Source organism: Agromyces bracchium (assembly GCF_009709675.1).
Classification (GTDB): Bacteria; Actinomycetota; Actinomycetes; order Actinomycetales; family Microbacteriaceae; genus Agromyces; species Agromyces bracchium.
Genome location: NZ_WMLB01000001.1, coordinates 20,161 through 41,281 on the forward strand (window position 1 = coordinate 20,161; position 21,121 = coordinate 41,281).

A 21,121-nucleotide genomic window follows, 5' to 3' on the forward strand; every position below is an offset into this window, starting at 1 on the left:
ACGGCGCTCGAGGCCGCCGTTTCACGGGAGTCGCAGCGAATCGAACCGAGACACCGCGGGGCGGCGGGTCGCACGTGCGACCCGCCGCCCCGCGGCATCCGTCTCGGACTAGGACTCGGTGATGTCGACCTCGACGAGCACGTCGGCGGCGATCGCCTCGCCCACGCGCTCGAGCACCTCGGACGGCACCGGCGAGTCGACGGTCAGCACCGACAGCGCCTGGCCGCCGGCCTCGCGGCGCGCGATCTGCATGCCGGCGATGTTGATGCCGGCCTCGCCGAACTCGCTGCCGTAGACCGCGACGATGCCGGGGCGGTCCGTGTAGAGCATGACGATGTGGTGGTCGGCGATCGGCACCTCGACGTCGTAGCCGTTGATGCCGACGAGCTTCTCGATCTGCTTGGTGCCCGTGAGCGTGCCCGAGACCGACACCTGCGTGCCGTCGGCGAGCGCGCCGCGCAGCGTGATGACGTTGCGGTACTCGGGGCTCTCGGCGTCGGCGATGAGCCGCACGGCGACGCCGCGCTGCTCGGCGAGGAGCGGAGCGTTGACGTACGACACCGACTCGCTGACGACGTTCGTGAACACGCCCTTGAGCGCCGCGAGCTTGAGCACGCTCACGTCGTAGTCGACGAGTTCGCCGTGCACCTCGACGTCGAGGCTCTCGAGCGGGCCCTGCGCGAGGCCCGCGAAGAGCTGGCCGAGCTTCTCGACGAGGGGGATGCCGGGGCGCACGTACGGGTCGATGATGCCGCCCGCGACGTTCACCGCATCGGGCACGAGCTCGCCGGCGAGCGCAAGGCGCACCGACTTCGCGACCGAGATGCCGGCCTTCTCCTGGGCCTCGTCGGTCGAGGCACCGAGGTGCGGCGTCACGACGACGTTCGGGAGGGCGAGGAGCGGCGACTCCTTCGGCGGCTCCTGCACGAAGACGTCGAGGCCGGCGCCCGCGATCGTCTTCGCGACGAGTGCGTCGTGCAGGGCCTCCTCGTCGATGAGGCCGCCGCGCGCGACGTTCACGACGAACGCCGTGGGCTTCATCTTCGCGAGCTGCTCCGTGCCGATCATGCCCGTGGTCTCCGGCGTCTTCGGCATGTGGATCGTGATGAAGTCGCTCTGCTCGAGGAGCTCGTCGAGCGCCACCGTCTGCACGCCGAGCTGCTGCGCGCGCGCGGCCGTGATGTAGGGGTCGTAGGCGATGACCTCGACGCCGAACGCCTGCAGGCGCGCGGCGATCAGGGCGCCGATTCGGCCGAGTCCGATGATGCCGACCGTCTTCTCGTAGAGCTCGGTGCCGGTGTAAGCGGAGCGCTTCCACTCCCCCTGCGCGAGCGCCGAGTGCGCGGCCGGGATGTGCCGGGCGAGGCTCAGGATGTGGCCGACCGTGAGCTCGGCGGCCGAGATGATGTTCGAGGTCGGGGCGTTGACGACCATCACGCCGGCCGTCGTCGCCGACTTGATGTCGACGTTGTCGAGGCCGACGCCCGCACGCGCGATGACCTGCAGCTTCGGCGCCGCGGCGATCGCCTCGGCGTCGACCTTGGTCGCCGAGCGGACGAGGATCGCGTTCGCGTCGGCGAGCGCCGCGAGCAGCGCCGGGCGATCGGTGCCGTCGACGTTGCGGACCTCGAAGTCGGGCCCGAGGGCATCGACGGTGGCGGGCGAGAGTTCTTCGGCGATCAGCACGACCGGCTTGGTCACGGACGGATCCTCACTGCGATTGGGGATGCGGTGCGCGCACCGCGGAAGGTCGCGCCGGCGTCGTCGGGGCGCGGATGACGCGGCCAGCCTACTTCAGGCGTATCGCGCCGCCCGAATCGTGTGACGCGCGCAGACGAGCGGGTGCGGCGATCGAGGGTGCTCAGGCGAGCAGCGAGCGGCGCCGCCCGGACTTCGGTATGGCGAACTTCGCGAGGCGGTATGAATCCGGTATGAGGGATCCTCATGACTCGTTGACGTCGCGATCGGCCGAGTCGAGAATGCGGATGTGGAGATCCGAGTGCTCGGTGACGTCACGATCGACGGCGGCCGGCTCAGGCCGAAGGAACGCTCGTTGCTCGCGGCCCTCGTGCTCCGATCGGGAAGCGGGGTCGCGGCATCCGAACTGGCGGACGCGGTATGGGGGGACGACCTGCCGGCGACGTGGCGGAAGCAGCTGCAGGCCCTCGTCGTGCACGTCCGTCGCGCGCTCGGCTCCGCCTCCGTGGAGACCACGGGCACGGGATACCGGCTCCGCGTGGCATCGGAGTCGATGGACGCCGCGCGGTTCGAACGATTGCTCGACGACGCGTCCGTGCACCGTGCGAACGGCGACCCGTCCCGCGCCGTCGACGTCATCGAGCGTGCGCTCTCCCTGTGGGGCGGAACTCCCTACTCGGACCTCGGCGACTGGCCGCCGGCGCTCGTCGAGGCCGAGCGGCTCGAGGAGGTCAGAGCCGCGGCCGAGGAGGACCTCCTCGTCGCGCGGCTCGAGTGCGGCGAGCACCGGTACGTGGTGCCTGCCGCTGAGCGCCTCGTGCGCGGCGATCCGCTCCGGGAGCGGCGATGGGCGATCCTCGCCACGGCACTGTACCGCAGCGGACGCCAGGCGGACGCGCTCGCCGCCCTTCGCAACGCCCGCGAGCGCCTCACCGACGAACTCGGCATCTCTCCCGGCGCAGAGCTGGTGGCCTTGGAGTCCGCGATCCTCAATCAGGACCCGTCGCTCGAGGCGCCCACGGCACCGCCGCACGGCGACGCCGACTGCCCGTACCGGGGACTGCAGCCGTTCGGCATCGACGATGCCGAGACGTTCTTCGGGCGGGATGCCGACATCCGGGCCGCGCTGAACCGACTCTCGACGTCCCCGTTCCTCGCGATCTCGGGCGCCTCCGGCAGCGGCAAATCCTCGCTCGTGCTCGCGGGCATCGTCCCGGCGCTTCGCGCGCGCGGAGATCACGTCGTCGTCATCGGCACGGGTACGACGCCCCTCCCCCGCCTTCGCGAGGCGTTCGCGGGTCAGGGCGACGGCGTCGTGATCGTGGACCAGTTCGAGGAGCTCCTCCATGCCGGGCTCCCTGATGAGCACGTCGAGGAAGCCTGCTCGATGATCGCCGGCGCCGTCGCGGCGAACCGGCGCGTCGTCCTCGCCGTTCGCGCCGACTTCCTCAGCGCCTGCGCCGCCGAGCCGGGGATCGGGCCGCTCTTCGCGGAAGGCGTGCACCTCGTCGGGCCGCTCAGTCCCGGTGGACTGCGCAGCGCCGTCGAGGGACCGGCGGCGCTCGCGGGGCTCCGCCTCGAGCCCGGTCTCGTCGAGCTGATCCTCCGGGATACCGCGGGCGCGCCCGGCGTGCTCCCTCACGTGTCCCACGCCCTCGTCGAGACCTGGGCGCGGCGCGAGGGCTCGACGCTCACTGTTGCGGGGTACGAGGACTCGGGCGGCATCTCGGGCGCGATCGCCCAGTCTGCCGACCGCCTCTACCTGTCCCTCGACCCCGAAGCTCGCTCTACGTGCCGGACCACGTTCCTCCGTCTCGTGGAGATCGGGGCCGACGGAGCTCCGATGCGCCGCCGGATCCCGATCCGGCCCATGCGACAGGATGCCGCTCACGAGCGCGTGCTCGCCACCCTCGCCAGCGCCCGGCTCGTGAGCGCCGAGGAGGACTCCCTCGTCGTCGCCCACGAATCGCTCGCCACCGCGTGGCCGCGGCTCCGGAGCTGGCTCGAGGACGACGCCGAGGGCCTCCGCACGATGCGAGCGCTCGCGAGCGCGGCCGACACGTGGGACGCCGACGGGCGTCCCGAGGAGGATCTCTACCGCGGGGCGCGACTCGCCGGCGCACTTGCGTGGCGCGAGGCGACCGCACCGGAACTCACCCCCGCCGAATCGGCGTTCCTCGAGGCATCCGACGCCCGGCAGCAGGCCGCCGAGGCCGATCTCGAGCGGCGCGCGGCGAACGATCGGCGCCAGAACCGCCGGCTGCGGGTGGCGCTCGGCGCCTCGGTCGCCCTGTTCGCCGTCGCCGCAATCGCGGGAGGACTCGTCGCGGCTGGATCGATCGAGACCGAGCGTCAGCGCGAGACCGCCCGGATCGAGGCGCTCACGAGCACCGCGCTGTCGCTGCGCGCGACCCAGCCGGATGTCGCGAGCCTGCTCGCCGCGGAGGCCCACCGTCGCTGGCCCGACGACCCGCGTTCCCGCTCCGCGCTGCTCGGAACCATGACGGGTTCGCTCGGCAAGCTCGCCACGACCCCCGTGGACGGTGCGGGGGAGATCGCGGGCGTCCTCGTCCCCGGCACGCGCACGGCCGTCCTGGCCACCGACGTGCCCGATCTCCGTGTCATCGACGTCGACTCGGGTGAACTGGTCCGCACGATCGACATCCCTCGCGCGAGCGCGTTCCTTGACAGTCGGCTCGGTCCGGCGCTGAGCTGGGACGGGACCCGCGTCGCCACCGTCGAGCAGACCCTCACCGACTACCTCGACCGCTCGGGCGGCCGACTGAGCGTCGCCGACGTCGCATCCGGTGCAGCGGTGCTCGAGCCCATGGACCTCGACTTCCTGGTGAGCACGCTCGCCGTCAGCCCCGACGGCAGCGCGGTCGCCGCGATCGACGAGGTGGGGACGCTCCGCCTCGTCGACGTCGCGAACGGCGATATCCGCATCGTCTCCGGCATCCCGACGCACGAGCCCGAGATGGACACCGACCGCGCCGGCGTCGTGCGATTCGCCCCGGACGGCCGCCTGCTCTACGGTGCCCTGGACGGCCGGTTGCGCGTGGTCGACCCCTCGTCGGCCCGCGTCCGGGACGAGATCATGATGCCCGCCGACGCGGTCAACGTCTCGATGGCGATCGTGTCCGGCGCGCAGGTCGTGACCACCGGCGACCGCCGGATCGCGCTCGTGGACCTCGTCTCCGGCCAGGTGGTGTGGTCTCAGGAGTTCGCGGAGTCCGGGGAGCTGTGCCGCTGGGTCACCGCGTCGGCCGAGCTCCGCACCGTCTACTGCGGCGGGCTCGAGGCCACCATCGAGGAGCGCAGCCTGCGCACCGGCGCGCCGACCGGCATCGTGCTGGAACCGCGGCTCGGGTACGTCGGGCCGATCGCCGTGACCTCGGAAGGTCGAGAGCTGATCGCACTCGGCCGTGGAGCCCCGACGATCACCCGCTGGATGCTCGACGGCTCGGGTCTCGCGTCCCGTCTCCTCCTCCCCGGATGGTCGGTCATCGGGTCGTACTCGCGCATCGAGCCGCATGTCATCGTCGCGCGCCGGCCGGCTGCCGGGAGCACGGAGGGCGGATACACCGAGTACGCGGTGCTCGACACCGCCTCCGGCGAGATCGTGAGCCGGCTCCCGATCCCGTCCTACCGGGTGTCGTGGGCGGGCGCCGACATGCTCTACGGCGAATTCGGCGGCGAGGGCGCCGACCACGACGGGTTCTACGACGTGCGGACGGGCACTCTCGTCCCGGGCTCGGCGCTCCCGGACGACCTCGTCAGAACCTTCCCCGACGCCACGGGCGATCGGATGTTCGCGGTGCGGGAGGGCGGCGAGGTCTGGACCATGGACGCCGCAACCGGCGAGCGCGTCGAGCCGACGTTCCATGTCGACGGCTTCCCGATCTCGCTGTCCACCACGGCAGACGGCGGCGAGGTGCTCGCGACCGTCTGGCAGGAGGGGGAGGACGGCGAAGCGGACCAATATCTGAGCCGCGTGTTCGACGGGACCGACGGGGAGCCGCTGCGCACGGGGCTCCACCGAGCCGCCGCGACCGTCTTCACGTCGCCCGGCGAGATCCTCACCGTGTGGGACGACAACCGACTCGTCCGTCACGACAGCACGACGTTCGAGCCGATCGAAGTGCTGCCGGCCGTTCCGGGGCGCCTCGAAGCGGTGAGCATCGACGCCGACGGACGGCTGCTCAGTGCATACTCGCCCGACGGCACGGTGTCGATCTACGACCTCGAGGCGGGCCTGCGGCTCGGCGACCCGATCCCCGTGACGACGCCGTCGGCGGCGTCGGGCATGTTCCGGGCCGATGGCGAGGAGATCGCGGTCAACGTGGCCGGCGGGGTCGCCGTCTGGGACCTGCGGCCCGAGACCCACGCGGATGCCGCGTGCAGGATGGCCGGTCGCGACCTGACCCGCGAGGAGTGGAACTCCTACCTCGGCGAGCTCGGGGCGTATCGGACGACGTGCGGTCTCGGCGATCCGTCCGCCGGGTGATGACCCGTCGAGCGGCTGCGCCGCTCACGCGAGCAGCGCGCCGAGACCGAACATGAGCAGGATGTCGAGGTAGAGGGCGGCCGACACCGCGAGTCCGGTCAGGTACAGCGCCGCTTGCACGACCGCCGTGCGCCGCCGCCCGATCAGGAACGCGATCGCGAACAGGCCCACGGGCAGCAGGATGGCGGCGATGAGCACGACCCAGCCCAGCCCGGTGATCGTCGTCTCGAGGGCCGCGGCGATCCCGGCCATCCCGACGAGGTTGCCGACCCCCTCCCAGGCGTCGTACGCGAAGAACAGCCCGAAGGCGATCGCGAGGGTCAGCTCGAGCCAGAACGGGGTGCGGCGGGCCGGCGCCTCGACCTCGGCACTCATGGGGTCACCCCTGCCACGAACGCGATCGGCAGCAGGACGACGGCGCCGACGAGCAGCCAGACCAGGCGCAGCCTCGTGCGACCGCGAGTCAGCGCGAAGGTGATGCCGAACCAGAGCGCGGGCGCGAGGACCGCGAGCCACGTCCCCACCGCGAACATGACCTGCGAGAGCGGATCGGCGGCCGTGTTCTGCACGCGCAGCACGCTGAGGATCCAGCCGAGCGTGTAGAGGAGGTACACGCCTCCGAACACCCCGAGGAGCACGAGCTCGGCGGAGCCGGGCTGTGCTGGGACGCGCTCGTCGACCTCCTCGGCCTCCTCGGCGGCCGAAGAGGATGCCCCGGCATGCGCCGTCACGACCTCGCCCGCCGTCGTGTCGGCGCCGGTCGCAGAGGTGAGCGGGGCGGGCGTGCCGACCCGCTTCCAGCCGGGCGCGAGCGCGTCGTCGTCGCCCTCCCAGCGAAGGGCGTCATCCTCGTCGGGGTCCGGGCTCATGCGACCAGACTAGCGATCCGGACGGCGCCCGGGGCGCCGGAGCGTGAGGGGGTCAGTGGCCGGCTGCGCCCGGTCGTCGCTCGGCCAGGTCGCGGTATACGTCGCCGGACACGGGCACGTCGACGTCGAGTCGCCGCTCGGCCAGATCGCGGTACACGTCGCCGGTCACGGGCGCACCGACGTCGAGTCGCCGCTCCGCCTGGTCGCGGTAGAGCTCGGCTCCCGCGGGTCCGCGTTCACGCGCCAGCTCAGACCGTCGCTCGGCGAGGTCGCGGTACCCGCCTCGCTGCTCCGCGGTCTGGGCGTCGGAGATCCGTTCGGCGACCGCAGCGGTCGACTGCCCCGCGCAGGCAGAGCAGGCCAGTCCGGCCGAGGCCGCGAGCACACCGGTCGCGATGATGCGCTGGATGTTCTGCGTGGTGTTCATGACGGCAGGTTCACTCGCGCCGGTATGGTCTCGTGGCGCGATCGGTATGGAACGGGTATGGACGCGTGCCACCGTTCGTTGACAACCTCTCGGACCGCGCCCACACTGCAGGTGTGGAGATCCGGGTTCTCGGTGACCTCACGACCGACGGCGGGCGACTCAGCCCGAAAGAGCGTTCACTGCTCGCCGTCCTCGTCCTTCGATCCGGCACTGTCGTCTCACCGTCCGAGCTGGCGGATGCGGTGTGGGGCGATGACCTGCCAGCGACCTGGCGGAAGCAGCTGCAGGCCTTCGTCGTGCAGATCCGTCGGGCGCTCGGAACGACGGCGGTCGCCACGCTCCGCACCGGCTACCGACTGCGCGTCGACTCGGAATCGATCGACGCCGCGCGGTTCGAGCGGTACCTCGCCGACGCTGCAGCGCATCGGGCGACCGGCGATCCGGCTCGCGCAGTGGACCTGACCGAGCGCGCGCTCTCGCTCTGGACGGGCACCCCGTACGCCGATCTGGCGGACTGGCCGGCTGCCGTCGCCGAGGCCGAGCGGCTGCAGGAGATCAGGGCCGGAGGCGAGGAGGACCTGCTGGCGGCCCGGCTCGAGTGCGGCGAGCATCGCACGGTGGTCCCCGACGCCGAGCGACTGGTCCGCAGCGACCCGCTCCGAGAACGACGATGGGCGATCCTCGCGACGGCGCTCTACCGGAGCGGCCGCCAAGCCGACGCACTCGCCGCGCTCCGCACCGCTCGCCACCGGCTCGCCGACGAGCTCGGCATCTCCCCCGGCGCAGAACTGGTCGGACTGGAGTCGGCGATCCTCAACCAGGATCCTGCCCTCGCCCCGCCCGAAGCACCCAGGTCTGTGGAAGCCGACTGCCCGTATCGCGGACTGCGGCCGTTCGGGACCGAGGACGCGGACGCGTTCTTCGGGCGCGACGCCGACATCCGGGCGGCGCTCAACCGTCTCGAGGCATCCCCCTTCCTCGCCATCTCGGGCGCGTCCGGGAGTGGCAAGTCGTCGCTCCTGCTCGCCGGGATCGTGCCTGCGCTCCGGGCCCGCGGTGAGCACGTCGTCGTGATCGGTTCGGGCGCGGCAGCGCTCCCCCGGTTCCGCGCCGCGCTCGTCGAGCAGCGCGACGGGGTCGCGGTCATCGACCAGTTCGAGGAGCTCTTCCATTCGGGACTGTCCGACGCGCAGATCGACGAGGCCGGCGCGTTGATCGCGGGCGCGGTCGCGGTCGGACGACGCGTCATCGTCGCGGTGCGCGCCGACTTCCTCAGCGCGTGCGCCGCCGAGCCTGCCATCGGGTCGCTTTTCGCCGAGTCGGTGCACCTGGTCGGGCCGCTCACCCCCGAGGGCCTGCGCAGCGCGATCGAGGATCCCGCGGCGCTCGCGGGGCTTCGGCTCGAACCGGGGCTGGTCGAACTGATCCTTCGGGATGCCGCGGGCGCTCCCGGTGTGCTTCCGCACGTGTCGCACGCCCTCGTCGAGACCTGGTCGCGGCGCGAGGGCTCGACGCTGACCGTGGCGGGGTACGAGGCATCCGGAGGGATCTCAGGCGCCATCGCGCAGTCGGCCGACCGCCTCTACCTCTCGCTCGGCCCCGACGCCCGAGCGACCTGCCGGTCCACCTTCCTGCGGCTCGTCGAGATCGGGGCGGATGGCGCGCCGATGCGCCGACGCATCCCGATCCGGCCGATGAGGCAGGATGCCGCGCACGATCGCCTCCTCACGCGCCTCGCCACCGCGCGGCTGGTCAGTGCCGAGGAGGACTCGCTCGTCGTCGCCCACGAATCGCTCGCCACGGCCTGGCCCCGTCTCCGCGGCTGGCTCGAGGAGGACGCCGACGGCCTCCGCACGATGCGAGCGCTCGCCGCCGCCGCCGACGCGTGGCAGGCGGGCGATCGATCCGAGGAGGACCTCTACCGCGGAGCACGCCTCAATGCCGTCCTCGCCTGGCGTGACGCCGCACACCCCGAGCTCACGGAGACCGAGGTCGCCTTCCTCGAGGCGTCCGTTCGGCAGGAGCGCGCCGCCGTCGAGGAGATCGAGCAGCGCGCACGGCACGACCGGACGCAGAACCGCCGGCTGCGCGTCCTGCTGGCGTCGGCCGTCACCCTGTTCGCCATCGCCGTGACGGCCGGCGGCTTCGTCGCCGCGGGATCGAACGAGACGGCGCAGCAACGCCGGACGGCCCAGATCGAGGCCCTCACCAACGCGGCACTCGCGTTGGGGGCGACCGAGCGCGATGTCGCCGCACTGCTCGCGGTGGAGGCCTACCGCCGATGGCCCGACGATCCTCGGGCCCGTTCGGCGCTGATGGGCGTCATGACGCGCTCGCACGGACTGCTCACGACGACCTATCTCGAGGGCGTCGAGGACATGTCCGGCATGCTGATCCCGGGAACGCAGCGGGTCGTCGGCGTGACGGCCGATGGCGTCGCGGTCTACGACATCGACTCCGGCCGGCTGCAGTATCCGCTCGACCTGCCCGGCGAATTCTCCTGGGTGGACAGTCGGTACGGTCCGGCTATCAGCGGAAACGGAGAACGGGTCGCGAGTGCCAGGCCCATCGTCGACGATGAGGGTGAGCAGGTGGGGACGGCGCTCGCTGTGGCGGACATCGCGACGGGCGATCTGGTTGCTCCGGTGATCGAGCTCGACGTCCTGCTGAGTTCGATCACGATGGATCACGACGGACTGCTCATCGCAGCGGTCGATCAGGTCGGCTCCCTCCGCTTGGTCGAGGCGAACAGCGGCGAGGTGAGGCAGGTCGCCGACACTGCGGTCCATGAGCCGGTGTGGAACACGGATCGCGCCGGGACCGTCCGCTTCACGCCCGAAGGTCGCCTGCTGTACGGCACCGTGGAGGGACCGCTGCTGATGGTGGACGCGGCGACGGCCGCGGTCGTCGCGACGGTGCCGATGCCCGCGGAATCGGCGAACGTCTCCATGACGGTGGTCTCCGACTCGCAGGTCGTCACGACGGGCGATCGTCGGATCTCGTCCGTCGACCTCGCCGCGGGACGCGTCGACTGGTCGCAGCCCTTCGCCTCGAACGCGAACGAGCCGTGCCCCTGGATGACGGCGTCCGCCGAGTTCCGGACCGTGTACTGCGGCAATCTGTTCGGGCAGATCGAGGAGCGCAGCCTCGACACCGGCGCACTGACGACGCGTTCGTTCAACCCACTGCTCGGGTTCGCGGGGACCCTTGCGGTCGCCGAAGACCGTCAGGAGCTCGTCGTCGTCGGCCGCGGCAATGCGATCACGCGGTGGAAGCTCGACGGATCCGGCGCCGTCACCCGGGTCGTCGCGCCGGGGTGGGTGATCCGCGACCGGTATTCGCCGACGGGCTCGAGTCTCGTCGTCGCCCGTCGCACGGACGGCGCGGAATGGTGGGCGGACTACCGCGAGTTCGGCGTGCTCGACACGCGTACCGGTGAGCTGACACATCGCCTTCCCACCCCCTCGTTCGGCGTCAAGTGGGCCGGAGCGTCGACCCTCGTGGGCGACTTCGGCGGCGAAGGGCCGCAACGCACCGGTTTCATCGACCTCAGGACCGACGAGATCTTCTCGGGAGACCCCCTGCCCGACGACGCTCTGGACGTCTGGACGAACGCTGTGGGCGACCGGATGTACGCCGGCCGAGCGGGCGGCGAGATCTGGACCGTCGACCCCGAGACCGGACGTCGGATCGAACCGACGCTGCAGACCGACGGCGGCGATCCGGTCCACGTGACGACGAGTCCTGACGGAGACCGTGTGCTCGTGACGAGCTGGAACTCGGAGTACATGCCCGATTCGATCCTCTTCGACTCGGAGACCGGGGAGCGGATCCGAGCCGGGCTCGTGCGACTCGGCATCACCTCGCTGACCGGGCGAGACGAGGTCGTCACCGTCTTCCGCAACCGGTCGATCTTCCGCTACGACGCCGACACCTTCGAGCGGATCGGTTCCCTCCCGAGCGGAACCGGCGGCCTCGACGCCGTGAGCGTGAGCGGCGACGGCCGGACGCTGGCCGCGTACGACATGAATGAGACGGTGTCCGTCTACGACCTCGTCGGCGGGATCCGACTCGGTGATCCCATCCCCGCGGCGGGCGAATGGAACTTCCCCGGACAGGGCACGTTCTCGGGCGTGATCCGCGCCGACGGCGAGGAGCTCGCGGTCAACATCGCCACGGGCATCGCCCTGTGGGACCTCCGAGCACCCTCGCACGCGGATGCCGCGTGCCGGATGGCCGGCCGCGATCTCACCCGCGACGAGTGGCGCGCGTACCTCTCCGGGTTCGGCCCGTATCGATCGACGTGCGGGTTCGGCGGCACGCCGCCGCGCGGCGGGCCGATCGGCTGACGTTCAGCCGAGGCCGACGACCCGCTGGTGGACGTACACGTCCGGGGCCTCGGACGGTCCGCTCAGCCTGCGGTGCACACGAGGATCGGTGTCGTCGGGAACGACGCGCGGCATCGGCACCGGCTCGAGCGGCCCGTCGTCCTCGATCTGCTGACGGAGGGTGGGTCGTGGGCGCGAGGGGGCCGATCCTCCGTCGGCTTCCAGCTGCTGCCTCAGGTTGGACCGCGGGACGGACGGGATCGACGGAACCGTGCCACGGTCGGCCTCGAGCTGCTGGCGCAGGTTCCTCGGAGCTGTCGGCGAGGTGATCCCGGAGTCGGCGGGCACAACCTGGCGGACGACGTGGTGACCGCGCGGGTCGCTGTCGCTCGGCACGAAGCGGACGTTGTCGACATCTCGCGGAGAGGCGTCGGTCTCGCCCGCGTGGGCGGTGATCGGCGTGATGGCGAGTGCGCATCCGAGGAGGATCGCGGTCGCCGGTCCGATACGACGGGTACGGCTTGCGGTGTTCATGTCTTCGACGATCCGCCACCCCGGTATGGGGCCGCCCCCGACCGGTATGAGGCGGGTATGCCGAGCGGAACGGCCCGCCCGGGTGTCCCCGGACGGGCCGTTCGGTCATCACGCTCAGAAGACCGGCGTCCCGCCCCGCGTGAGCCGCCAGTTCTCGACGTGGAACTCGGCCGGATCGATCACGCCCGCCTCCGAGGCGTACGAGACGATGGCCTCGCGGATGGCGACCTGCGCGTTGTACACGACCGGGGCCGTCGCGATGTGCGGGAAGCCGCCGCCGCCCGACTGCCGGTAGTTGTTCACCGCCACGAGGAATCGCTGGTCGGATGCCACGGGCGCTCCGCCAGACGAGAGGTTCGCGATGCGCGAGCCGACGGGCTGCGAGATGTCGACGTCGTAGTCGATGCCCGAGAACTGGTCGTAGTTGTAGTCGGGCGTTCCGCCGGCGTTGGTCCACGACGCCGGGGCGACCGGGGCGCCGGGATCCACCTGGGCGAAGTACTTCGCCGAGTACTCGAGGTAGTCCCTGATCTGCGCACCGGTCAGCACGGACGCGAGCAGGGTGTTGTCGTAGATGTAGAGCCCCGCGACATCCTTGATCGTCACCTCGCCGGCCGGGAACGTCGCCGCACGGTTGAACGGTGCCGCGATCGAGACGATCGGCAGTGCGGCCTCGGGCGTCCCCGCGACGGCCGCCGCGACGGTCTCGGTCTGCACGGCGTTGACGTAGTCGAGGATCGCGGTGTCCTTCCAGCACGCCTCGGCCGCCGACATCGCCTCGGTCGAGGTGGCGACGGGCGTGTTGACGTACTGCACGACGGCGTCGTGCTGCGCGCGAACCACCGCGACGAGCGCAGGGTCGTCGACGACGGTCCTCGTGTCGACCGTCAGTGCAGACCCGTTCGCGACGCTCCACGCGCCGCGCGCGAACTCGAGCTCGAGGTCGAAGACGCTGACCCGCTGGCCCCAGTTCTTCGGCTCGCTCATGATCACCGAGCGACCGGTCTGCGCGTTGGTGACGATGCGCTGCGGCACGTCGCGGTGGGCGTGCCCGAAGAGGATGACGTCGATGTCGGGCACCTGCTCGGCCACGAGCGCTGCGGCGTTCTCGACGGGCAGCTCGTCGCCGTACGAGGATGCGCCGCTGTCGCCCGAGTGGGCGCTGACGACGACGATGTCGGCCCCGGCCTGCTTCATCACCGGCACCCAGCGCGCGGCGGCCTCCACGAGGCTCTGCACCTCGATCTTCCCGCTCACGTTCGCCTTGTCCCAGATGACGACGCCGGGGTTCGTGAGGCCGAGGACGCCGACGCGGATCGGCGGCCGGCCCTGCACCTTCATGGTCTTGATCGTGTAGGGCGCGTAGGCGGGCACCTTCGTACCCGCGTGCACTGCGTTCGCGGCGAGCACGTCGGCGTCCATCTGGCCGATCCAGTAGTCGAGGAACTCGAGGCCGTAGTTGAACTCGTGGTTCCCGAGCGCGACGGCGTCGTAGCCGATCGCGTTCATCTGCGCCGCGATCGGGTGCACGGCGCCCGACTCGGTGACCGGGTCCACGAGCGCGTAGTAGAAGCCGAGCGGCGAGCCCTGGATCGTGTCGCCCGCGTCGAAGAGCAGTGTGTGCTCGCGACCGCGGTCGGCGCGGACCTGGTTCACGACGCTCGACACGCGCGCCAGGCCGATCGCGTTGCCGGCGCTGTCGCTGTAGGTGGCGTCCTTGTAGTAGTCCCAGTTGACGGCGTTGCTGTGGAGGTCGGAGGTGCCCATGATCGTGATCTTCACATTGCCGTCGCGCGGCGCCGCCTGCGCGGCGGCGGGCCATCCGGCCGCGGCGAGCACGCTCGCAGCAGATGCGCCGATGAGCACGTTGCGTCGACTGACACCGGATGGCGCTGGCGCGACCTCCTCGTCCGGGACGGCGCAGGAGCACCAGCGTGGAGTGGGTTCGGGGTCTGGGTGGGTGTGTCGGGTCATGGGATCAGATGCGACCACAACGGAACGAGCCGTGACAAGGGGGTGCACCGGATTCGCTCATCTGCGCACGGCGTCGGTCCGGCCCGGAGCGTCCGGGCCGGGCCGACTGCCGCGGACGTTCCGCGGCTCGGGGCGGTCAACGCGTCAAGCAGTCGGTCACGTCGACGGATCCTGCCGCCATGCAGGCGCGGACGAGGAGCTCGCGGACGTAGCGGTCGGCGGCCTCGTGCGGCGACCTGGCCGCCAGCCCAGCCCGGGCCTCGAGCTCGCGGACGTAGCGGTCGGCGGCCTCATGCGGCGACCTGGCGGCGAGAAGCGCCCGATCCTCGAGTTCGCGGACGTAGCGGTCGGCCGATTCCCGGACGAGGGCTCGGTGCTGCTCGGGGGCGATGGGGGCCGCGGCGGCGACCCGGGTGTCGTTCCCGCCCGCGACGACCGCCGGCTCGGCGGTCGCGCATCCGGCGAGGGAGGCCGCCAGCGCGACGACGGTCGCAGCGACGGCGAGGCGATTCGTTCTGGTCGAGGTGTTCATGTGGATCACACTGCGCCGCGCGGGTATGCACGCGGTCCCCGGCGGTATGCGGCCGGTATGCGGGGTATGCGCGCGACGTTGACGCCGCCCCGCGAACGGCGAACAATGCGGAGCATGAGCGTGGCGGTCTTCGGCCCGCTCACTCTCGAGGGGGTCTCGCTCAGCCCGAGGGAGCGCACGGTGCTCTCGGCGCTGGTCCTCCGCGCGGGTCGGCCGATCACGACCGACGAACTCGCCGAGGCGCTCTGGGGCGGCGATCTCCCGGAGACCTGGACGAAGCAACTGCAGGCGTCCATCGGCCGGTTGCGGAACGCGGTCGGACGCAACGGGATCGAGACGACGCCAGGCGCGTACACGCTGCGGATCGACCCCGACTCCGTCGATGCCGAGCGCTTCGAGCGCCTCGCGGCATCCGCCCGCCGTCACCTCGACGACGATCCCTCACGCGCGCTCGATGCCGCGGAACGCGCGCTGGAACTCTGGCGTGGCACGCCGTATGCCGACCTCGGATCGTGGCCCCCCGCCGTCGTGGAGGCGGGGCGTCTCGACGAGGAGCGGATGGAGCTGGAGGAGATCCGCGTCGACGCCCACCTCAGGCTGGGCGAGGACGCGGCATCCGTCGCCGATGCGGAGCGACTCGTGCGAGAGGCGCCGCTGCGGGAGCGGCGGTGGGTCCTGCTCGCCACAGCCCTGTACCGGAGCGGTCGCCAGGCCGACGCGCTCGCGGCCATCCGCGCCGCGCGCGAACGACTCGCCGACGAGCTCGGCGCGGAGCCCGGTACGGAGCTCGTGGAACTCGAGCTCGGCATCCTGCGGCACGACGATGCCCTCGACCTGGATGAGCCGCCCACGAGGGCGAGCGCAGCCTGCCCGTATCGCGGGTTGCAGCCGTTCGGCGTCGAGGACGAGGACGACTTCTTCGGTCGGGACGCCGACATCGAGGCCGCACTCGGCCGGCTCGGCCGGTCCCGATTCCTCGCGGTGTCGGGCGCATCGGGAAGCGGGAAGTCCTCGCTCGTGCGCGCGGGCGTCGTCCCGGCCCTGCGGCGGCGCGGCGATCGTGTCGTCGTCCTCACCCCGGAACGGGACCTCGACGTGAGGATCCGGGAAGCCGCGTGGTCGGGGCGCACCGAGGTCGTGGTCGTCGACCAGTTCGAGGAGGTGTTCCACTCGGGCGAGGCCGACGTCGACACCGCCGCGCGTGCGATCGCGGAGGCCGCCGTGACGGGCACGACCGTCGTGCTGGTGGTGCGCTCGGACTTCCTCGACGACTGCGCCGGCCACCCCGACCTGGCGCCGCTCGTGGCCGAGGGCGTCCACCTCGTCGGCCCGATGGCGCCCGCCGCCCTGCGGGAGGCCATCGAGCAACCCGCCCGGCGCGCCGGCCTCCGCCTCGAACCCGGGCTGGTCGAGCTCATGCTGCGGGATGCCGCGGGCGAGGCGGGCGCGCTCCCCCACCTCTCGCACGCACTCGTCGAGACGTGGCTTCGGCGCGAGGGCGCGACCCTCACGGTCGCGGGATACGAGGCCTCCGGCGGCATCTCGGGCGCGATCGCCCAGTCGGCCGAACACCTCTACCAGTCGATGGACGCCGATCAGCGCGTGACGTGCCGCCGGCTCCTCCTGCGGCTGGTGGCACTGGCGCCCGACGGAAGCCCCGTCCGCCGCAGGGTGCCGTCCAGACCGCTGCGAGCGGATGCCTCGCGGGAGCAGGTGCTCTCGATGCTGGCCGGATCGAGGCTCGTGAGCGCCGAGGCCGACTCGGTGGAGGTGGCGCACGAGTCCCTCGCCACCGCCTGGCCGCGCCTCCGCGCCTGGCTCGAGGAGGACGCCGAGGGCACGCGCATCCTCGCTGCCGTGGCTGCCGCCGCGGAGGCGTGGAGCGCCGCGGGCCGCCCCGACGACGATCTCCTGCGCGGGGCGCGCCTTCAGGCGGCCGTCGAGTGGCGGGATGCGGCGCCGCGGGACCTGACCGACGTCGAGCGGGCGTTCCTCGACGCATCCGCCGCCCGAGCGACCGCGGAGGTGAAGCAGCTCGAGGAGCGCGCGGAGCGCGACCGGCGCCAGAACCGGCGGCTCCGCACGCTCCTCGTGGCCGCGGTGGGCTTGATCGTGCTGCTCGTCGGCGCCGGTTCCGTCGCCGTGGTCTCCTCGCGGGAGGCGAACGCGCAGCGCGACAGCGCTGCGCTCGAGGCGCTCGTCGCCACGTCGCTCGCGCTGCGCACGACCGAGCGCGATGTCTCGGCGCTCCTCGCCGCAGAGGCCTACCGACGCTGGCCCGCCGACCCGCGCACGCGGTCGGGGCTGATGAGCACTCTGCAAGGCGCCGGCGGATTCCTCGGTACCGCGGTCGTGGCATCGTCCGGAGACGTCTACGGAAGCCTCATCCCCGGCACGGAGCGCGTGCTGGTCGTCACGGCCGTCGGGGAGGCCGGCATCCATGACGCCACGACCGGAGAGGTGGTCCGAGAACTCGACCTCGGGTTCGATCCCGGCTCGACCCCGCCCGATCCGCTCGTCGAGGTGAGCGGCGATGGCCGGGTCGGCGCCGTGTTGTGGTCTGCGCACTCCCAGCCCGGTACGCGTCCCTCGTCCAACATCTCCACGCGGTCCGATCTCGTGGTGTTCGATCTCGAACGCGCCGACCGCATCGCGGGGCCGATCAGGATCGACGTGGGAACCGGTGCGCTCGCCGTGAACGCCGACGGCTCGATCATCGCGATCGCCGAGTACCGAGACGGGGCCGTGACGCTCGTCTCGACCTCGGACCTGCTGATGCGCTCCATCGCCCGAGAGACACCCGTGGCGCCTCCCGCACCGTGGACCTTCAACTACCCGCACGCCGCTGCGCTCGCGTTCGACGGTCGAGATCGACTCCTGGTCGGACGGTTCGACGACCGCGTCGACGTGATCGATCCCGCGTCGGCGTCGATCGAGACGACCATCCGAGTTCCCGAATCCTCTGCGAACGCCGCGATGGCGGTCGGCGCCTCGGGGCTCGTGATCGCGTCGGGGGCCTCCGGGCTCATCGCGTTCGAACCCGACGGGCGACGGATCCGGTGGTCGACGGACCTCAGTCTGCCCGTCCCGGAGTCATGCAACTGGCTCGCCGTGTCGGAGTCGAGGCAACGCGTGTACTGCGGGAGCCGATTCGGGCGGATCGACGTGTTCGACCTCGCCGACGGCGCCCCGATTTCCGCGGAGGAGCTCGGTCCGTTCTACGGCGAGGTCGGAACGATCGACGTGAGCGCCGACGGCTCGATCCTGACCGCCGTCAGCGGCAGTCAGCCGATCATCACCAGGTGGCGGCTGGATGGGCTCGGCCTCGGCCGGCGGATGGTGGCCGCGGAGCACGCGTTGGCGGGACCGTACTCGTTCGAAGGCTCATCCGTCGTGACGGCACCCCGGGCCGGCTCCGCGGTCGGCCTGCCCTTCGACATCGTCGGGCGCCAATCGGACGTACTCGAGCGCAGGCCGATCTTCGACGGGGTCGTCGTGGTGGACACGGTGACCGGCGACGTGAGCTATCGCTTCGACGGGCCGGTCAGCGATGTCGGCTGGACTCGAGGCTGGCGACTCTACGCGCGCTCAGCCGAGGACCGGTTGTTCCGCATCATCGATGCCGAGACCGGGCAGGTCGTCGGGACGCCCATCTGGGGGGTCGATTCGTTCGTCACCTCGCTCCGCGGCGTGGGACTGACTGCGGTGCGCGAGGACGGTCGCATCGAGGAGTTCGATCCGCAGACCGGTCGCGGGACCGGCGAGTCGTGGCGGGTGGAGGGGTTTCCGCAATGGCTCTCGGTCGCTCCCGGGGAGGACCGGATCGCCGTGACCCACTGGAGCGATGGATCGCCGTCGGACAAGGACACGTCGACGAGCGCGCGGGAAGGGACCTGGTTGGCGGTCCTCTCCGGTGATGACCATCGAATCCTGTACGACGAGCCGACGGAGGTCGACGCCCACGTCATGCTCGGGGGCGGCGAGCTCATCGGCATGGAGGGCACGCGCATGGGTCGGTACCGAACCGATCCCGTCGAACGCGTGGGAACGGTGCCCGGCGCCGTGGGCGATCTGGAGCACCCGTCGCTGAGCGACGACTCACGCACCCTGCTCGTGATGGCCGGCGACGCCACCGCATTGCTCTACGACACGGCGACCGGAGCGCGGATCGGCGAGCCGTTCCCGACCGACGACCGTCCGCTCTCCGGAGCCATCCTGGACTACGCGGGCAACCCGATCGCGGTCTCGATGCCCGACGGGTTCCTCCGCCCTGATGGGCTCGAGATGGCTTTGACGATGCCCGAGGGCGTCGTCGCGTGGGATCTCGACCCCGACCACCAATTCGAGTTCGCCTGCCGGATCGCCGGACGCGACCTGACCGAGAGCGAGTGGCGCACGTACCTCGCCGGCCTCGGAGCACGACAGAGCACGTGCGGGTTCGACTGACGTCGGGCGCCTGAACGCCGACGGCGGGGCCGGCAAGAGCCGGCCCCGCCGTGCGGGTGGGTCTCGATACGCGTCCGCCTGCGGCGGGCGCTACTCGACCAACGGAAGGATCAGCGAGCGACCTCGCCGTCCCCCTGCGCCGAAGGCGCATCGACAGGCACAGCGTCGCCGACTGCGAGGACGCGCAAGGACGCGAGCGTCAGCGTGCGACCTCGCCGTCCACGTAGTCGTCCTCGTTGACCTGGGTCCATGCGAAGAGCTTGCGCAGGTCGCGGCCGGTGGTCTCGATGGGGTGCTGCTCGCCCTTGGCACGGAGCTCGAGGAACTCCTTCTGGCCGTTGTCCTGGTCGGCGATGAAGCGCGTGGCGAAGGTGCCGTCCTGGATGTCGGCGAGCACCGCCTTCATGTTCTCCTTGACCGACGGGTCGATGACGCGCGGGCCCGAGACGTAGTCGCCGTACTCGGCCGTGTCGGAGACCGACCAGCGCTGCTTGGCGATGCCGCCCTCCCACATGAGGTCGACGATGAGCTTCAGCTCGTGGAGCACCTCGAAGTACGCGATCTCGGGCTGGTAGCCGGCCTCGACGAGCGTCTCGAAGCCGTACTGCACGAGCTGCGAGGTGCCGCCGCAGAGCACGGCCTGCTCGCCGAACAGGTCGGTCTCGGTCTCTTCCGTGAAGGTCGTCTTGATGACGCCGGCGCGGGTGCCGCCGATGCCCTTCGCGTACGACTTCGCGATGTCCCAGGCCGTGCCCGAGGCGTCCTGCTCGACGGCGATGATGTCGGGGATGCCGCGGCCCGCGACGAACTCGCGACGCACGGTGTGGCCGGGCGCCTTCGGCGCGACGAGGATGACGTCGACGCCCGCCGGGGCCTCGATGTAGCCGAAGCGGATGTTGAAGCCGTGGCCGAAGACGAGCACGTCGCCCTCGTTCAGGTTGTCCTTCACCGACTCGGCGAAGATGTGACGCTGGTACTGGTCGGGAGCGAGGATCACGACGACGTCGGCCCAGGCCGCCGCGTCGGCGACGTTCTTGACCTCGAAGCCCGCCTCTTCGGCCTTCTGGATCGACTTCGAGCCCTCCTTGAGGCCGATGACGACCTCGACGCCCGAGTCGCGCAGGTTCTGCGCGTGCGCGTGGCCCTGCGAGCCGTAACCGATGACGGCGACCTTCCGACCCTGGATGATCGAGAGGTCAGCGTCCTGGTCGTAGTACATCTCAGCCATTGCGGTTCTTTCTCCTTGTGGTGGTGTTCGGTGACGGATGTCGCGGCTCGCGCCGCGGCATCCGATTCAGTTCTTGAAGACGCGTTCGGTGATGGACTTGCCGCCGCGCCCGATGGCGAGGAGGCCCGACTGGGCGATCTCCTTGATGCCGTACGGCTCGAGGACCTTCAGCAGCGCGGTGGTCTTTCCCGAGTCGCCGGTGACCTCGATCACGAGCGCATCGGTCGAGACGTCGACGACGCGGGCGCGGAAGAGGTTGACGGCCTCGAGCACCTGCGAGCGCGTCGTGTTGTCGACGCGGACCTTGATGAGCAGGTGCTCGCGCTGCACCGACTGCGTCGGGTCGAGCTCGACGATCTTGATCACGTTGACGAGCTTGTTCAGCTGCTTCGTGACCTGCTCGAGCGGCAGGTCCTCCACGTCGACGACGACGGTGATGCGGCTGAGGCCGTCGATCTCGGAGTGGCCGACCGCGAGCGACTCGATGTTGAAGCCGCGCCGCGCGAACAGCCCCGCGACGCGGGTCAGCAGGCCGGGCTTGTCCTCGACGAGGAGGGAGAGCACGTGGGTCGACATGT

12 protein-coding genes are annotated in these 21,121 nt (G+C 71.3%); 3 read left to right on the top strand and 9 right to left on the bottom strand.

Going from position 1 to position 21,121, the window contains the following annotated elements:
* Positions 1-108: 108 nt before the first annotated feature.
* Complete coding sequence (serA, locus tag GJ743_RS00100) at positions 109-1,701, bottom strand: phosphoglycerate dehydrogenase (RefSeq protein ID WP_328288632.1); 1,593 nt, start codon at positions 1,699-1,701, stop codon at positions 109-111.
* Positions 1,702-1,987: 286 nt separating this feature from the next.
* Here serA and GJ743_RS00105 point away from each other — a divergent pair, with 286 nt between their 5' ends.
* Positions 1,988-6,205: an nSTAND1 domain-containing NTPase gene (locus GJ743_RS00105; protein WP_155049916.1), complete on the top strand. Its 4,218-nt coding sequence runs from the start codon at positions 1,988-1,990 to the stop codon at positions 6,203-6,205.
* Positions 6,206-6,229: 24 nt separating this feature from the next.
* Here the strand turns inward: GJ743_RS00105 and GJ743_RS00110 are convergent, their stop codons facing one another.
* From GJ743_RS00110 to GJ743_RS00120, 3 genes are read right to left on the bottom strand one after another with little or no spacing between them, the layout of a single operon-like run.
* Positions 6,230-6,580 carry a bacitracin resistance protein gene (locus GJ743_RS00110; protein ID WP_155049917.1) on the bottom strand — a complete coding sequence of 117 codons (351 nt, stop codon included), beginning with the start codon at positions 6,578-6,580 and terminating at the stop codon, positions 6,230-6,232.
* Entirely contained in the window at positions 6,577-7,074 is a 498-nt protein-coding gene (locus GJ743_RS00115; RefSeq protein WP_155049918.1) for an Asp23/Gls24 family envelope stress response protein, read from the bottom strand. Before GJ743_RS00115 ends, GJ743_RS00110 begins: the two co-directional genes overlap by 4 nt.
* Positions 7,075-7,126: 52 nt before the next feature.
* Positions 7,127-7,501 (bottom strand): hypothetical protein, encoded by a 375-nt coding sequence (locus tag GJ743_RS00120; RefSeq protein WP_155049919.1) that lies wholly within the window; start codon positions 7,499-7,501, stop codon positions 7,127-7,129.
* 113 nt (positions 7,502-7,614) lie between these two features.
* Between GJ743_RS00120 and GJ743_RS00125 the strand changes: the two genes are divergently transcribed.
* The gene (locus GJ743_RS00125) at positions 7,615-11,850 is read left to right on the top strand and encodes an nSTAND1 domain-containing NTPase (protein ID WP_155049920.1); all 4,236 of its coding nucleotides are present in this window, start codon (positions 7,615-7,617) and stop codon (positions 11,848-11,850) included.
* A 3-nt stretch (positions 11,851-11,853) separates the two neighbouring features.
* On the opposite strand, the gene GJ743_RS00130 is transcribed toward GJ743_RS00125, so the two are convergent.
* The 3 genes from GJ743_RS00130 to GJ743_RS19140 form a co-directional block, all read right to left on the bottom strand.
* Positions 11,854-12,363: a hypothetical protein gene (locus GJ743_RS00130; RefSeq protein WP_155049921.1), complete on the bottom strand. Its 510-nt coding sequence runs from the start codon at positions 12,361-12,363 to the stop codon at positions 11,854-11,856.
* A gap of 114 nt (positions 12,364-12,477) precedes the next feature.
* Positions 12,478-14,337, bottom strand: coding sequence for a bifunctional metallophosphatase/5'-nucleotidase (locus GJ743_RS00135; RefSeq protein ID WP_155049922.1), 1,860 nt, complete (start codon positions 14,335-14,337; stop codon positions 12,478-12,480).
* A 136-nt stretch (positions 14,338-14,473) separates the two neighbouring features.
* Positions 14,474-14,869 (bottom strand): hypothetical protein, encoded by a 396-nt coding sequence (locus GJ743_RS19140; protein ID WP_196216855.1) that lies wholly within the window; start codon positions 14,867-14,869, stop codon positions 14,474-14,476.
* 114 nt (positions 14,870-14,983) lie between these two features.
* Between GJ743_RS19140 and GJ743_RS00140 the strand changes: the two genes are divergently transcribed.
* On the top strand, positions 14,984-19,315 hold the full coding sequence (locus GJ743_RS00140; protein WP_196216856.1) for an nSTAND1 domain-containing NTPase: 4,332 nt from the start codon (positions 14,984-14,986) through the stop codon (positions 19,313-19,315).
* A 199-nt stretch (positions 19,316-19,514) separates the two neighbouring features.
* On the opposite strand, the gene ilvC is transcribed toward GJ743_RS00140, so the two are convergent.
* A complete protein-coding gene (gene ilvC / locus GJ743_RS00145) occupies positions 19,515-20,543 on the bottom strand; it encodes a ketol-acid reductoisomerase (protein WP_155049924.1) in 1,029 nt (342 codons plus the stop codon).
* A 66-nt stretch (positions 20,544-20,609) separates the two neighbouring features.
* Positions 20,610-21,119: an acetolactate synthase small subunit gene (ilvN, locus tag GJ743_RS00150; RefSeq protein WP_154347830.1), complete on the bottom strand. Its 510-nt coding sequence runs from the start codon at positions 21,117-21,119 to the stop codon at positions 20,610-20,612.
* Between the last annotated feature and the right edge of the window lie 2 nt (positions 21,120-21,121).

Excerpts from the sequence above, each read along its gene's own strand:
- GJ743_RS00140 (WP_196216856.1), top strand. The coding sequence starts at position 14,984 with ATGAGCGTGGCGGTCTTCGGCCCGCTCACTCTCGAGGGGGTCTCGCTC.
- GJ743_RS00120 (WP_155049919.1), bottom strand. The coding sequence starts at position 7,501 with ATGAACACCACGCAGAACATCCAGCGCATCATCGCGACCGGTGTGCTC.
- ilvN (WP_154347830.1), bottom strand. The coding sequence starts at position 21,119 with ATGTCGACCCACGTGCTCTCCCTCCTCGTCGAGGACAAGCCCGGCCTG.
- GJ743_RS19140 (WP_196216855.1), bottom strand. The coding sequence starts at position 14,869 with ATGAACACCTCGACCAGAACGAATCGCCTCGCCGTCGCTGCGACCGTC.
- GJ743_RS00130 (WP_155049921.1), bottom strand. The coding sequence starts at position 12,363 with ATGAACACCGCAAGCCGTACCCGTCGTATCGGACCGGCGACCGCGATC.
- GJ743_RS00135 (WP_155049922.1), bottom strand. The coding sequence starts at position 14,337 with ATGACCCGACACACCCACCCAGACCCCGAACCCACTCCACGCTGGTGC.
- GJ743_RS00110 (WP_155049917.1), bottom strand. The coding sequence starts at position 6,580 with ATGAGTGCCGAGGTCGAGGCGCCGGCCCGCCGCACCCCGTTCTGGCTC.
- GJ743_RS00115 (WP_155049918.1), bottom strand. The coding sequence starts at position 7,074 with ATGAGCCCGGACCCCGACGAGGATGACGCCCTTCGCTGGGAGGGCGAC.
- ilvC (WP_155049924.1), bottom strand. The coding sequence starts at position 20,543 with ATGGCTGAGATGTACTACGACCAGGACGCTGACCTCTCGATCATCCAG.